General features: G+C 69.8%; 9 protein-coding genes. 5 read left to right on the top strand and 4 right to left on the bottom strand.

The window, feature by feature from the left end; all coding sequences use genetic code 11:
- Nucleotides 1-52: 52 nt before the first annotated feature.
- From AC0VYL_RS26315 to AC0VYL_RS26305, 3 genes are all read left to right on the top strand, one after another.
- Nucleotides 53-3,922: an HD domain-containing protein gene (locus AC0VYL_RS26315; RefSeq protein ID WP_475481763.1), complete on the top strand. Its 3,870-nt coding sequence runs from the start codon at nucleotides 53-55 to the stop codon at nucleotides 3,920-3,922.
- Between the two features lie 75 nt (nucleotides 3,923-3,997).
- On the top strand, nucleotides 3,998-4,666 hold the full coding sequence (locus AC0VYL_RS26310) for a response regulator transcription factor (protein WP_475456938.1): 669 nt from the start codon (nucleotides 3,998-4,000) through the stop codon (nucleotides 4,664-4,666).
- Nucleotides 4,667-6,082, top strand: a complete 1,416-nt coding sequence (locus tag AC0VYL_RS26305) for a sensor histidine kinase (protein ID WP_475456936.1) — start codon at nucleotides 4,667-4,669, stop codon at nucleotides 6,080-6,082. It begins immediately after the preceding gene.
- Here AC0VYL_RS26305 and AC0VYL_RS26300 read toward each other — a convergent pair.
- Nucleotides 6,033-7,046: a TAXI family TRAP transporter solute-binding subunit gene (locus AC0VYL_RS26300; protein ID WP_475481762.1), complete on the bottom strand. Its 1,014-nt coding sequence runs from the start codon at nucleotides 7,044-7,046 to the stop codon at nucleotides 6,033-6,035. The two genes, AC0VYL_RS26305 and AC0VYL_RS26300, sit on opposite strands and share 50 nt — an antisense overlap.
- 255 nt (nucleotides 7,047-7,301) lie before the next feature.
- Between AC0VYL_RS26300 and AC0VYL_RS26295 the strand changes: the two genes are divergently transcribed.
- Nucleotides 7,302-8,864, top strand: a complete 1,563-nt coding sequence (locus tag AC0VYL_RS26295; RefSeq protein ID WP_475456932.1) for an SLC13 family permease — start codon at nucleotides 7,302-7,304, stop codon at nucleotides 8,862-8,864.
- A gap of 156 nt (nucleotides 8,865-9,020) precedes the next feature.
- Here the strand turns inward: AC0VYL_RS26295 and AC0VYL_RS26290 are convergent, their stop codons facing one another.
- Nucleotides 9,021-10,223: an MFS transporter gene (locus AC0VYL_RS26290; protein ID WP_475481761.1), complete on the bottom strand. Its 1,203-nt coding sequence runs from the start codon at nucleotides 10,221-10,223 to the stop codon at nucleotides 9,021-9,023.
- Nucleotides 10,220-10,957, bottom strand: coding sequence for a FadR/GntR family transcriptional regulator (locus AC0VYL_RS26285; protein WP_475481760.1), 738 nt, complete (start codon nucleotides 10,955-10,957; stop codon nucleotides 10,220-10,222). The genes AC0VYL_RS26290 and AC0VYL_RS26285 overlap by 4 nt, the downstream gene beginning before the upstream one ends.
- A gap of 340 nt (nucleotides 10,958-11,297) precedes the next feature.
- Here AC0VYL_RS26285 and AC0VYL_RS26280 point away from each other — a divergent pair, with 340 nt between their 5' ends.
- Nucleotides 11,298-12,218 (top strand): DMT family transporter, encoded by a 921-nt coding sequence (locus AC0VYL_RS26280; protein WP_475456926.1) that lies wholly within the window; start codon nucleotides 11,298-11,300, stop codon nucleotides 12,216-12,218.
- 48 nt (nucleotides 12,219-12,266) lie between these two features.
- Here AC0VYL_RS26280 and AC0VYL_RS26275 read toward each other — a convergent pair whose 3' ends face one another.
- Nucleotides 12,267-13,784 carry a DEAD/DEAH box helicase gene (locus AC0VYL_RS26275; protein WP_475481759.1) on the bottom strand — a complete coding sequence of 506 codons (1,518 nt, stop codon included), beginning with the start codon at nucleotides 13,782-13,784 and terminating at the stop codon, nucleotides 12,267-12,269.
- Nucleotides 13,785-13,895: the final 111 nt, after the last annotated feature.

Genomic DNA, 13,895 nt, shown 5'->3' with positions numbered 1-13,895 from the left:
TCTGAACCCGGTTCTCTTCTAGCCTGGTTCCAGGTGAGTGGAGGGGAACACGGTGGGAGAGAGCTCGTCGAGCAATACGGCAGGGAACGTCGGACCGGGCGCGTCTCTGTTCCAGGCAAGGAGCATCGGCCAGGTCAACCAGTATTTCCATGGGGAAAGGCCGCCCCTCGAATCAGCCGACCAGGATCCCTGGGTGGAGAGGGCCGGGGAATCTCCGCTGTGGAGACTCGTCCCGGTCGATCGCGATGTCGAACCGTTCCGCCGGGCCACCGTCGAGTTCGTCGGGAAACTGGTCCCTCTGCGCGATGAGGCGGACTCCCGGCTGTCCGACGATCCCTGGCTCGACCCCGGTGTACCTCTACGCTTCCATGAGCGGCTGACCCAACTGCTCGATTCCCCTGGACGGGGCGAGGACACGGACCTGTATCCGGCCGAGGCAGCCCTTCTGGTACTCATTCCCTTCCTCTTCCGCGTGTACGAACTCCGCAGGGCAGCGGAACGGGCCACACTGGGTCCGGGCACTCTCGCAGCCGTCGCTTCGCCCTCTCCGTCGCGCGCCTCCTTCGAGGCGTTCGTCGCCGAATACCGGGGCCTCACGGAAAGGGTGCTCCGCCGGAGCCAGGACGAAGAGGCCGTGGGCTGGTGGCTGTTCCACCGCTGGATGGCGAAGGCGGAGAACAGTACCGGGGTCGAGGACCTCTGGGGAATGGCCCCGGACCTTTTCCACAGGCTGTGGAAACCCGATCGGATCCGGCACGTCCTCCACGGACTCCGCCTCGGCCGCGGGGTCTGCAACGGCGAATACCTGGCTGGCCTTCGGGAGGACGAGTACGTGCCCGCCGAGGGTGCACAGCACCTCCGCGAACGCCGACTGGTCCTGATCCTGGCCCTGGGGATCGGAATGGCCCCGGAACCGACCTCACTTCCGGACACCGTGGTCGAACACCTCGCCATCCCGTTCCCGGTGGACCCCGCGCGGGTGCGGGAGACGGTGTCCCGGGCCTGGTGGGGCGGGGACCCGCACCTGCTCAGCCTGAACGCGGAGTGTGGCCACGAGGCGGTGATCGAGGGCCTGCACCAGTACGTGCAGCGGGTGGACGAGCTGTTGCACGGCATCCACCTGGCCCTGCGCGGGCGCTTCGCGCAGCTGCCTGCCCGGCTCTCCTCTGACCGGGTCGAACCAGCCAAGGGCTCCTTCGAGAGCTGGGCGCGGTTCCGCATCGACGAGCGGCGGGCCCGCGAGTTGCTCACCGGCGAGCAGTTGTACAAGAACAAGGATCTGGCGATCCGGGAGTTGTACCAGAACGCCCTGGACGCCTGCCGCTACCGCAGGGTGCGGACCGAGTACCTGGACCGAACTTCCCTGCCCAGCGTCAGCCACACCTACGAGGGTTCGATCGAGTTCACCCAGGGCGTGGACGAAGACGGGCGCCCCTACGTCGACTGCTCCGATGACGGCGTCGGCATGGGGGAGGAGGAGCTTCGAGGGGTCTTCTCCCACGCGGGCTCGCGGTTCGCGGAGGAGTCGAGCTTCCTGATGGAACAGGAGCGCTGGGCGCGGGAGGACCCACCGATCCGGCTGTACCCGAACAGCCGGTTCGGGATCGGGGTGCTGAGCTACTTCATGCTCGCCGACGAAATCAGGGTGACCACCTGCCGCATGGGCGCGAACGGTGCGCTGGGGCCAGAGCTGGAGGCGGCCATCCACGGTCCGGGGCACCTGTTCCGCGTGGTCCGGACCGAACGGGCGCGGAGGGCCCCCGGCACAACGGTCCGCCTGTACCTGCGACCGGACACTCCGCAGACGGAGTGGTCGTGCCTGGAGGTGCTGAGGAGCGTGCTCGGTATCGCCGAGTTCCGCACCACCGCCAGCGCGTGCGACGACCAGCACGTGTGGGAGCCGGGCGTCTTCGCTCTCCGGTCAGTAGGAGGGGCGTCCCGGGACCGATACTCGGCTAGTGGAGCCGTCCGTGTCTGGAAGGAACCCCATGAGTGGGCGGACGTCATGTGGTGCGAGGAGGGTGGAGCTCTTCTGGTGGATGGTCTGCTCACCCGACCCGGAACACATGGAAAGGTGTTCTCGGAGTTCGGCACGGGGTTGAGCGGTGTGGTCGTCAATCTGCGAGGCTCCGGTTCTCCCCGGACTCTGTCTGTGGACCGTTCCCAAGTCCTGAGTGATGTGGAGAGCCTGGTCAGAGACGTTCTCGGTATGGCCGTCGCCGCTTTGATTGAGTCCGAAACCCGTCTGCTGCGCACGGACTGGGTGGCGCGCGTGGCGGAGGGCAGCCTCGCCATCGCGGATGTCATTGCCGAGGCGGCGATCCGTGTTGGGTTGCATGTCTCCCCGAGCATCCGGAGTCGTACCCCCCAAGTACGGGGCTTCTTTCCCGGAGACCTTGGCCTCCCGGGTGTGGGTTCCGCTATGTACGGGAGTTCGAGGATCTTCCGTGGCCTGCCCAGAATGAATGGTTTCCCCGCTAACATCCTACTGTGGAGATTTCTGGCCCGCGGTGAATCGCAGGTGCTCGAAGAATTGACTGATCTCTGCCCTGGGCTGCGCGACGTTTCCAGCTTGAGAAGAGCCCTCCCGTCCGACCAGACGGTCGCGGGGGTGGGGTATGCATACTTCTTTGGTCAGTACATGAGATCTGACAAGGAGCGTGAACTATCTAGGATTCTTTCATCGATCGACGCAAGTGCGGAAGAGTTCCTGATGAGGCGGTGTGATCTTGGTCTGCTGCGGATCCCTCGCTCTTTGCTTGCTTCGGCCGACCTTCGGCTCTCTCGCGCCGAACGGTTCCTCCAGATCCTCGCCCTGGAGCTTGAGCCCGGGGAATTCGTGGCCCCAATTACCCTGTCCTGGTTGTCTCGTGTACTCGGGATCGGACTCCGGGATGCGGTACCCCTACTCCGGGCCGAAGGGTTGGATCTGCCGGACAGCTCGGTTGCGGCGGCGGGAGAACCGGTCATGGACGTACTGCTCCAGATGCTGGGCCCCGAGGGAGCAAAGGCGATCTCGACGAAGAGCGGTCGACTGTCGGCAGTGGCTCTCGCGGGAATTTCCGAGTGTATGGGGCGGCCAGTCTCGGAAATTCGTGGGCTTCTGAGGGAATGCGGTGTAGAGGCGGAGCCGTTCTCGATCCCTGAGGAGCTGGACTCGCGGTTCACGGAGTACCTCGGTAGGCGGGGTAAGTGGGTCCTCCCCGGGGACGAGGTTCTTATCCCTCCCGTGATGGTGATCGTAAGCGCTCTGTCGACGGGAGTGGAACCAGGAGTTCTGGCGAATGACCTACGGGAGAAGGGGCTTCCCGTGTCACTTCATTTTCCCATTGATGCCTGCGAAAGGGATCTCGACATCCTCTTTGAAGAGGGGGATGAGGTTGGTGCTTCGCCGACCTCGGGGGTCGGCTATTCGGACGTCATGAGGAGGGGGTGTTTGGAGGATTTTGGTGGGTTTTTTGCCCGTCTGCGTGAGTTCGGTTTCGAAGTACCCCTGACGCTTCCAGAACACCTGGATGATCTCGATGAGAAACTTCTAGTGAAATCACAACAGTACGGGTGGGGTGTGCGAACGGGTGAGGTTATGCCGCTGATGACCGTCATTCGGCTGGCAAGAGAGATGAATGAGGGTGTGGAGATCATGGTGAGACGTTTGTCCAGCTACGGCTTGGAAGTCTCACATCCGACCCTGCCCGACGGGCTTTCCTTCGGGGAGACTGTCCACCTGCTCACTCTGCTTGACCGGGAATGGGAGGACGCGGACCTCTCAGCTCAACTCGGTCTGGGAGACCTGGTCCACCTCGCCCACGTGATGCGCACCAGCATCACGCAGGTCGCGTCGTGGCTGGAACAGCTCGGACTCTCCGTCGTGGACCCGGCCCAGGTGATCCGGGAGGCCATCCCGCACATCCCGCGCAGGTGACCTGCGGGTCGCTAGTCAGGGCTGAACGCGTGCCGGTGGGGCGAGTGCCCTGGTCTCTGCCTACTATGGCTAGCCATGCGTATTCTCGTGGTCGAGGACGATGACCGGGTGGCGCGCGGGCTGGTCACCGCGCTCCGGGCAGCCTCCTTCGACGTACAGCGGGTGGCCACGGCCGAACGGGCCCTCTCGGCGCCCTCGGCGGACGTGGTCCTGCTCGACCTCGGCCTGCCCGACGCCGACGGGATCGACCTCCTGCGCAAGCTCCGCGAACGCCCGCAGACCGCGATCATCGCCGTCACGGCCCGGGGCGAGGAACGCGACCGGGTCCGGGGCCTGCGCGCGGGCGCCGACGACTACGTGGTCAAGCCCTTCGGGGTCGCCGAACTCCTCGCGCGCATCGACGCCGTGCTGCGCCGCACCCGGACGGCGCGCGCCGAACCCGAGCAGGTCGACCCCCCGTTGCGGGTCGGGAAACTGACCCTGGACGTCCACTCCCGGGAGGCCCGTATGGGGGCCGAGCCCCTGCCACTGACCCGCAAGGAGTTCGACCTCCTTCGTCTGTTGGTGGAACGCTCCCCCCGGGTGGTCGCACGGGACCAGATCCTCGACCAGGTGTGGGGCGCCGCCTGGGAGGCCTCCTCCCGCACCCTCGACACCCACATCGCCTCCCTGCGCGCCAAGATCGGCCCCGGTCCGCGTATCCGCACGGTGCGCGGGGTCGGCTACATGCTCGACGAGGCCTGAGTGCTCCGCCGCCTCCTGACCATCCTGCTCCCCATTGCCTTCGTGCTGGTCGGCGCGGTGCTGGTGCCCATCGCGACGGTGATCGCCCAACAACAGACCCAGGCGGTGTACGTCGACCGGCTGGGCGACGCGGGCCGGTTCGCCTCGTTGGCGGGGACGGCCCTCCAGGCCGAGCGGAGCAACGCCCTCACCCAGGAGATGTCCCGGTACGAACAGCTCTACGGCATCCCCGTGGTGCTGGTCGCCCCCGATGGAGAGGTGATCGCGGGCTCCGGCGAGTCCGACCGGATGCGCACCCTGGTCGCGGACGTGGGCATGGGTTCCGTGATCACGGTGGCGCTGGCGGGCGAACGCCCGGAACCCCCGACCACGGTGTGGCCCTGGCGGTCGGACCCGCTGGTCATCGCCGAACCCATCGGCCGCGACAGCGAGGTGGCCGGGGCGGTGGTGCTGGTCGCGCCCACCGACGTGCTGGGCGCGGAGATCCTCACGACCTGGGGCTGGATGGTGCTGTTCAGCGTGCTGCCCCTCGGGCTGCTGGTGGCGGCGTCGCTGCCGCTCTCGCGCTGGGTCCTCCAGCCCATCCACCGACTGGACGCCGCGACCACGGCGGTGACCTCGGGCGACCTGGACGTCCACGTGGACGCGGAGAGCGGCCCGCCGGAACTGCGCCGCCTCACGGACTCCTTCAACACGATGGTGGGCGTGGTGCGCCGCGCCCTGGAACGCCAGCGCTCCTTCGTCTCCGAGGCCTCCCACCAGCTCCGCAACCCCCTGGCCAGCCTGCGGCTCTCGGTGGAGAACCTGGCCCCCTACCTGAAGGGGGCGGACGCCCGCGAGGCGCACGAGATCGCCATCGACGAGGCCACCGCCATGAACCGCATGCTCAACTCGCTGCTGGCCGCGACCCGGCTGGAGAGCGTGACCGGATCCGAGGTGGTGGAGGTCGCCGGACTCGTCGACACCCGGGTGGCGCGCTGGAACGCGCTGGGGGAGTCGCGCGGGATCGAGGTGACCACGGACCTGCCCGACCTGCTGTGGGCGCACGCCCCGGCGGGCGGCCTGGGCAGCATCCTGGACGAGCTGGTCAGCAACGCGCTGCGGCTGTCCGGCGGCACCCGGATCGAGGTGCGCGCGGAGGACGGGGAGCAGGTGCGCGTGGGTGTGCTGGACAACGGTGTGGGCCTGCCGAAGGAGGAGCGGGAGGCCGCCCTGGACCGGTTCTGGCGGTCCCCGACCCAGCAGAACACCGAGGGCACCGGCCTGGGCCTGCCGATCGTCGCCGAGCTGGTCCGTGAGTCGGGCGGTCAGCTCAGGCTGGGCGACGGACTCGCTGACGGGGACCGGCCCGGGTTCGGTGTGGTGATCACACTGCCCTCGGCCCCGCCGCCGTCGGTGGAGGACCGGCCGGGCTGACCCCGGCCGCCTCGGACGCGGGTTTGTTGTGCCGGTACCACCGTTCGGCCCCGGCGTGCAGCGGAACGACCCCCGTCGAGATGCCGGTCCGCACGTTGATCTGCGCGGCCTCGGGGCGCTGCTCGGCCAGGCGTGACGCCCCGGTGTAGACCGTGTCCGTCACCGCGTACACGAGCTGTTCGGGCAGGTCCTCCCGGCACAGGAGCAGGTTCGGGATGGACATGGTGGGGCAGGCCGGGATCCCGGTGTAGGTGGTGGCGGGGATGGTCGCCGGGAAGTAGGACTCCGGGTACACGGTGACCATCTCGTTGGCGGGTCCGGTCAGGTCGACCAGGCGCAGCGGCAGCTGGTCCGCGAGGTCCGCGATGGCCGGGGTGGGCAGCCCGGTCAGGGAGAACATGGCGTCGATCTCCCCGGCGGCGAGCGCCTCGGCGGAGCTGGCCTGGTTGATCCGGACCGCCTCGGGGCGCACGCCCGTCACCTCCGCGATCTGCCGGGCGGTGAACTCGGTCCCGGAGTTGACCGCGCCCACGGAGACCCGCAGGCCCTCGATGTCGGAGAGGGAGCGGACGGGGGAGTCGGCGGGCACGAGCAGGTGCACGAAGCTGTCGTAGAGCCGCCCCACCGCCTGGATGGTGGAGCCCTGCGTGACGACGTCCGTCGCGAGGATCGAGTCCAGGTTGGCCAGCCCGAGGTCGGCGTCGTCCGAACCCAGGAGGGTGAGGTTGTCGTGTGAGGCCCCGGTCTCGACGGTCTCGACCCTCTGGTCGGGCAGCCGTTGGTCGAGGAGCCGGGCCAGGGCCCCGCCGATCTCCCGGTAGACGGCGCCGGCAGGGCCGGTGGCGACCACGATCCGGTCGATCCCCGGCGCGGGGTCTTTTGTGCAACCGCTCACGGCCGTGGTGGTGAGCGCCCCGAGGGTCCCCAGGAGCACTGCACGTCTGGTCGGTCCGGTCGATCGCATACCCGCAGCTTAGGCGGGGTCGTGTAGGGGGAGGGAGGCCGAGGGCACCTCACCGCGTGTTCCAGGACACATACCCAACGTCGTCCTATGTCAGAGGAATCCCAAGAAATGGAGAGTTACTTTGCACACATGACGGTGTGAGCTCACCATCTGGGGAGTTGAGAGGTAACTCGGAGGTCATCCTGCGGCAATCCGCAGATCACACCTCCGAATACGGGCACTCCGCAGCGTCGGCGCCCAATGGAGGAGGTACCCATGACTGTCCAGAAGGACGTCGAAGCTCCCGACGGTCCGTCGGTCCAGAACGAGGAGGACTCCTCGTCGGGCATGACCCGAGGCCGTCTGATCGGGCTCATCGCCGGTCCGCTGGTCGGCCTGGCGATCTTCCTCGCCATGCCGGAGATGCCGCTTCCGCTGGGTGAGGGCGAGACCGAGGCGGTCCTGTCCGTCAACGGCGCCGTCGTCGCCGCGATCACCGCGTGGATCGCGATCTGGTGGGCCACCGAGGCCCTGCCGATCCCGGTGACCTCGCTGCTCCCGCTGGTGCTCTTCCCGCTGATGGTCGAGGGCGCCGCGATCGGGGATGTCGCCTCCTCCTACGGTTCCGACACGATCTTCCTGTTCATGGGCGGCTTCATGCTGGCCCTGGCCATGCAGAAGTGGAACCTCCACAAGCGCATCGCGCTGACGATCGTCTCGAAGGTCGGCTCCAACACGGTCGGTCTCATCGCGGGCTTCATGATCGCCACCGGGTTCATCACCATGTGGGTGTCGAACACCGCCACCGCCGTGATGATGCTGCCGGTCGGCCTCTCCGTGATCGCGCTGATCACCCAGTTCCGCGGCGGCCGCACGGACGCGAACTTCGCCACCGCCCTGATGCTGGGCATCGCCTACTCGTCGTCGATCGGTTCGGTCGCGACCCTCATCGGCACCCCGCCCAACGTCCTGATGGTCGGTTACCTCAAGGACAACCACGACATCAGCATCGGCTTCGGCCAGTGGATGATGGCCGGTGTGCCGCTGGCCGCCGTGTTCATGCTGATCGCCTGGTTCGTGCTGACCCGCCTCTTCAAGCCCGCCGTCAAGAAGGTCGAGGGCGCGCAGGAGCTCATCTCCGAAGAGCTGGCCAAGATGGGCCCGATGTCCAAGGGCGAGAAGCTGGTCCTGGCCGTCTTCGCCTTCGCCGCGCTCTCCTGGATCTTCATCCCGATGATCGCGGACCTGGGCCCGGTCGCCTCCGTCGCCCCGTGGCTCGGCGGCGTCACCGACGCCGGTATCGCGATGACCGTCGCGGTCCTGCTCTTCCTGATCCCCGTGAACCGCAAGACGCAGCTGATGGACTGGGAGACCGCGGTCAAGCTGCCCTGGGGCATCCTGCTGCTGTTCGGTGGCGGTCTGGCCATCTCCGCGCAGTTCACCGCGACCGGCCTGAGCGCCTGGGTCGGCAGCCAGGTCTCCTTCCTGTCGGGTGTCCCGGTCTGGGTGCTGATCCTGGCCGTCACGGCGCTGGTCCTCTTCCTCACCGAGCTCACCAGCAACACGGCCACCGCGGCCACGTTCCTGCCGATCATGGGCGGTGTCGCGATGGGCATGGACATGGACGTCCTCGCCCTCGTGGTCCCGGTCGCGCTCGCCGCCACCATGGCGTTCATGCTGCCGGTCGCCACCCCGCCCAACGCGATCGCGTTCGGCTCGGGCTACGTCAAGATCGGGGAGATGATCAAGGGCGGCCTCTGGCTCAACCTGACGGCCCTGTTCCTGGTCCTGGGCACCATGTACGGCCTGATGACCTGGGCCCTGGGGATCTCCCTGTAGCCGTCACAGCCACGGGCCGCCCGGAGCTGAGACCGGGCGGCCCCTTCCCCGGGACGGTGGCTCCGCCTCCCCGGAACCGTCCCGGAACTCCCGAGAGCGCCCCTTCCCACCCCGTCACCGTTCACCGGGGTCAGGGAGGGGCGCTCCCTTCGTCGCTCAGATCCTCCGGTCCCGGCCCGCGCCGAGCGCGACCCCCGTCTGGACCAGCGCCAGGCCGCCCACCAGGACCAGCACGAGGTCCGTGGCGCCGGTGAGCTGGATGAGGACACCCGCCGCGATCGGCCCGCACGCGGCGAGCAGGTAGCCCATGGACTGCGCCATCCCGGACAGCCGGGTGGTCTCCGCCTGGGTGCGGCCGCGCAGGCCGATCAGGGACAGCGCCACCACGATGGAGCTCCCCGTGCCCGCGCCCGCCACCATGATCCACAGCGGCCCCCATGCCGGGAACCACAGCAGACCGGCCATGGCCACCACGATGAGCAGGCTCACCGCCAGGCAGGCGGGGCGCTGCTCCGAGCGTCGGCCCATCAGGGTCGTGATGGCCAGCCCGGCCACCACCCCGGTGATCTGGAACGCGAACAGGTGCCACCCGGCGGTCTGCGCGCTCACCCCGCGCGCCGCCTCCACGCTCGGCAGCCAGTTGATCAGGGTGAAGTAGGCGGTGGACTGGAGCCCCATGAACGCGGTGACCAGCCACGCGGTCGGTGAGCGCCACACCGACCCGGCCGGTTCGGCGGGGGAGTCGGCTGAGGCGGCGACGGGCACGGGGGAGGGGACCCAGCGGACCCGGGCCGCCCAGACCAGCAGGGCGAGCACCACCGGAACCGCCCACAGGGCCAGCGACGCCCGCCATCCGCCCGCGAGCGCCGCGAGGGGTACGGAGAGCCCGGCGCCCAGGGCGGCGAACCCGGTCATCACCGAGGAGGACACCCCGGTGAACAGGGCGATCCGCCTCGGGTGGTCGCGCCGCAGGATCACCGGGACGAGCACGTTCCCGAACGCCACGGCCGCGCCGATCATCGCGGTGCCCAGCCACAGGGTGGCCAGGGTCGGGAGGGAGCGGACCACGATCCCGGCGGCCAGGAGGGCCAGGGCGGCCAGGACGACGCGGTCCACCCCCCACCGGGCCGTGGGGCCGTGGACGACCGACGAGAAGAGGGCGAAGCCCAGCAGCGGAAGCGCGGTGAGCATCCCCAGGGCGCCGTCGGAGAGCCCGGTGGTGGTGCCGACGGCCTCCAGGACGGGACCGACCGAGGTCAGGGCCGGGCGCAGGCAGGAGGCGATCACCAGCACCGAGCCCAGAGCCAGGGCGGCGCGCGCCCAGGAGCGGGTGGGGGACTGGGTGGCGGGGGCGCTCACGCGGTCCCGCCCGGCCGGGTCTCGTCCTCGACGACGGCGCTGATGAACCCGAGCTCGTCGGCGAGCTCGACGGCGATGGCGCGGGCGTGCTCGGGGGAACCGTCCTCGACCGCGGCGAGCAGGCCCTCGTGCAGGTCGTTGAGGCCCTGCACCTCGGGCAGGGAGGTGGTGCGCCGGATGGACTCCACCACGTTCTCCCGGAGCGCGTCGTAGAGCCGGGTGAGCAGCGGGTTGTGGGCGGCCTCCACGACGGCGCGGTGGAAGCGGGAGTCGGCGGCCACGTAGGCGTCCACGTCGTCGGCGCGCTCGGCCTCGGCTCGGGCGGCGACGGCCTCGCGCATGGCGTCCAGGTGGGCGTCGGTGCGGTGGCGCGCGGCGCGTTCGGCGGCGGCGACCTCCAGTACGGCGCGGACGTCCAGGACGTGTTCGAGGTCGGTGCCGCCGCTCTGGGCGAGCAGGCCGGTGAGCTCGTCGCTGGCCCGGACGTAGGTGCCGTCGCCCACGCGGGGCTCCAGCAGCCCGGCGGCGGTGAGGGCGCGCAGGGCCTCGCGGACGGTGCCCCGGCTGACCCCGAGCTCCTCCGCGAGGTGCTTCTCGCCGGGGATACGGCTGTGGACGGCCCAGGCCCCGGTCGTGACGCGCTCCCTGAACTGCCTGCTGACCTGCACGACCAGGGGTTCGGCCCGGGTGGGCTGGGTCATGGACGTCACGGTGGCCTCCTGGTTGTCCGACATTTGCACGGGGAGTCTAGGGATCCGGTGTCCGCGCCCACAAGGGTGCCCCGGGGCGTTCGTCCCGGGACGGGGGTGTGCGACAATCGCCCCGGCCGCACACCACTCTCCACCTTGGAGGTCTGTGTGCTGCCCGCACTCGGAACCGACGCCGTGCCGCCCGCTCGCCGGGCCCCGACCGAGTGCCCGGACCGCCCGCCGCGCCGAGGGCTCTGACCCCGGACCGGCCGCGCCCGTCTCCCCTTCGCCGCCCGACGGCCCTTCCGCACGCGAGCCCTCCGGGGCGGTCGCCGCCGTGCCCGGACCCGTATTCATCCGATGATCCGAAGGAGTGTCCACCAACGTGACCAGTACCGAGCCCGAAGAACGGACGACCGCCCCCCGAGGGGCCGTGTGGTGGGGGCCGCTCCTGGCGGCGGCCGCCACCCTCATCTGGTCCGGGAACTTCGTCATCGCCCGGGTCGTCTCCGGGGAGATCCCACCCGTCCAGACCGCCTTCTGGAGGTGGGCGATCGCCCTGGTCGTCCTGCTGCCGTTCGCGGCCAGGGGGCTGTGGGAACACCGGCGGACCATCCGGGAGCGCGCCCCCTACATCGCCCTGGTCAGCCTGCTCGGCGTCACGCTCTTCAACACCCTGATCTACGTCGCGGGGCACACCACGTCGGCCACCAACCTCGCGCTCATCGCGGCGGCCTCCCCGGTGGCGATCGCGGTCTTCGCCGTGATCGGCGGGGAACGCCTGTCCCCGCTGCGCGTCACGGGCATGGCCGTCGCCCTGGCGGCCGTGGTCGGCCTGATCACCAAGGGCGACGTCGGGGTGCTCCTCACCATGGACCTCGCCACCGGCGACCTCTGGATGCTCGCGGCCATGTTCACCTTCGCCGGGTACTCCGCGCTGCTCAGGCGCAAACCCCAGGGGCTGCCCGCCGTGGTCTTCCTCGCCGCCACGGTTCTCTTCGGGCTGGTCATGCTGCTCCCCGCGCAGATCGTCTCCGTGACGACGCAGGGCGGCTTCACCCCGACACCGGGGAACCTCGCGGCCCTGCTCTACATCGGGGCCGCCTCCTCGGCGCTGGCGTTCTTCCTGTGGAACAGGTCCGTGGAGATGATCGGCGCCACCCGCGCCGGGGTCCTCTACTACCTCCAGCCGGTCTGCGTGGCGGCCCTCGCGTACCTGACCATCGGGGAACCCGTCACGGGAGCCCAGGCGGTCTGCGCGGTGCTCATCGTGGCCGGGGTGGCGCTGTCGTCAGCGCGCAGGTGACACGACGGAGCCCCGCCACGGGTGTGACGGGGCTCGTGAGGTCGGTGCCTAGTCCTGCGGGGCGCGACGCGGACGGCGCGGGCGGGAGGACCCACCCGAGCGCGGGCCGCCGTAGCCGCCACGAGGACCGCCCTGACCGCCGCGCGGACCGCGCTGACGGTTCTCCCGGCGCGGCTCGGCGGGCAGGCTCACCGGCACACCGGACGGGGTGCGGGCGCCGGTCACGCGGGCCAGCTCCGGGTCCTCGGCGTGCACCTGGGCGATCTGCGGCTCGATCCGCGCGCGGTACATCAGGCGGGTCATGTCGCGGCGCTGGTTGGGCGTCACGAGCGTGACCACGTTGCCGGACTCGCCCGCGCGGGCGGTACGGCCGCCGCGGTGCAGGTAGTCCTTGTGGTCGGTGGGCGGGTCGATGTTCACGACCAGGTCCAGGCCGTCCACGTGGATGCCGCGCGCGGCGACGTTCGTGGCGATCAGCGCGGTGACCGTGCCCTCCTTGAACTGCTTGAGGGTGCGGGTGCGCTGCGGCTGGGAGCGGCCGCCGTGCAGCGGTGCCGCCCGGACGCCGCTGGCCAGCAGGTGCTGCGCCATCCGGTCCACGGCGTGCTTGGTGTCCAGGAACATGATGACCTGGCCGTCGCGGGCCGCGATGTGGGTGGCGGTGGCCTGCTTGTCCGCGTGGGACACGTGCAGGACGTGGTGCTCCATGGTCGAGACCGCGCCCTCGGACGGGTCGACCGAGTGCACCACCGGGTCGTTGAGGAAGCGGCGGACCAGCTGGTCCACGTTCCGGTCCAGGGTGGCCGAGAACAGCATGCGCTGACCGTCGGACGGGACCTGCTCCAGGATCGCGGTGACCTGCGGCATGAAGCCCATGTCGGTCATCTGGTCGGCCTCGTCGAGCACCACGGCCTCGACCTGGTCCAGGACGCAGTCGCCGCGCTCCATGAGGTCGCGCAGACGGCCGGGCGTGGCCACGACCAGTTCGACGCCCTGGCGCAGGGAACGGGCCTGGCGGTGGATGGGCATGCCGCCCACCACGGTCGCCATGCGCACCCGCACCGAACGGGCGTAGGGCGTGAGGGAGTCGGTGACCTGCTGGGCGAGCTCGCGGGTCGGCGCCAGCACCACGGCCAGCGGGTGCCGCTCCTCGGCCTTGCGGCCCTCCAGCCGGGCCAGCAGAGCCAGGCCGAAGGCGAGGGTCTTGCCCGAGCCCGTCTGGCTGCGGCCGAGGACGTCCCGCCTGGCCAGCGAGTTCGGCAGCGTGGCCGCCTGGATCGTGGAGGGCGTGGTCAGCCCCTGGCGGGCCAGCGTCTCCTTGAGCGGAGCGGGCATGTCCAGGGCCTGGAAGTCGTCCACCGGGTCGAGCCCGGGGTTGACGGTGGTCGGCAGCGCGAACTCGCCGCCGGAGAAGCGCGAGCCGCCGCCGGGGCGGCCCTGGTTGCCGCCGCCGCGACGGGGACCGTCGAAGGAACGACGGGGACGCGGGCGGCCGTAGGAGCCGGAGCCGCCGCGGGAACCGTTGGAAGTGCGGTCGCGACGTGCGTTGGTACGGGGATGGTTCACAGATGACCTTTCGCCGACGACATAGGCCGGGTCGGAAGTCCACAGCAGTGCTTCGGCGAGTGACACCGAGACTGCGTGGGGGAAAATACTTCGATATCCACGGCCCACACG

It is taken from the genome of Nocardiopsis sp. iso_238, from assembly GCF_056173325.1.
This window is presented reverse-complemented; position numbering and strand designations above follow the sequence as displayed.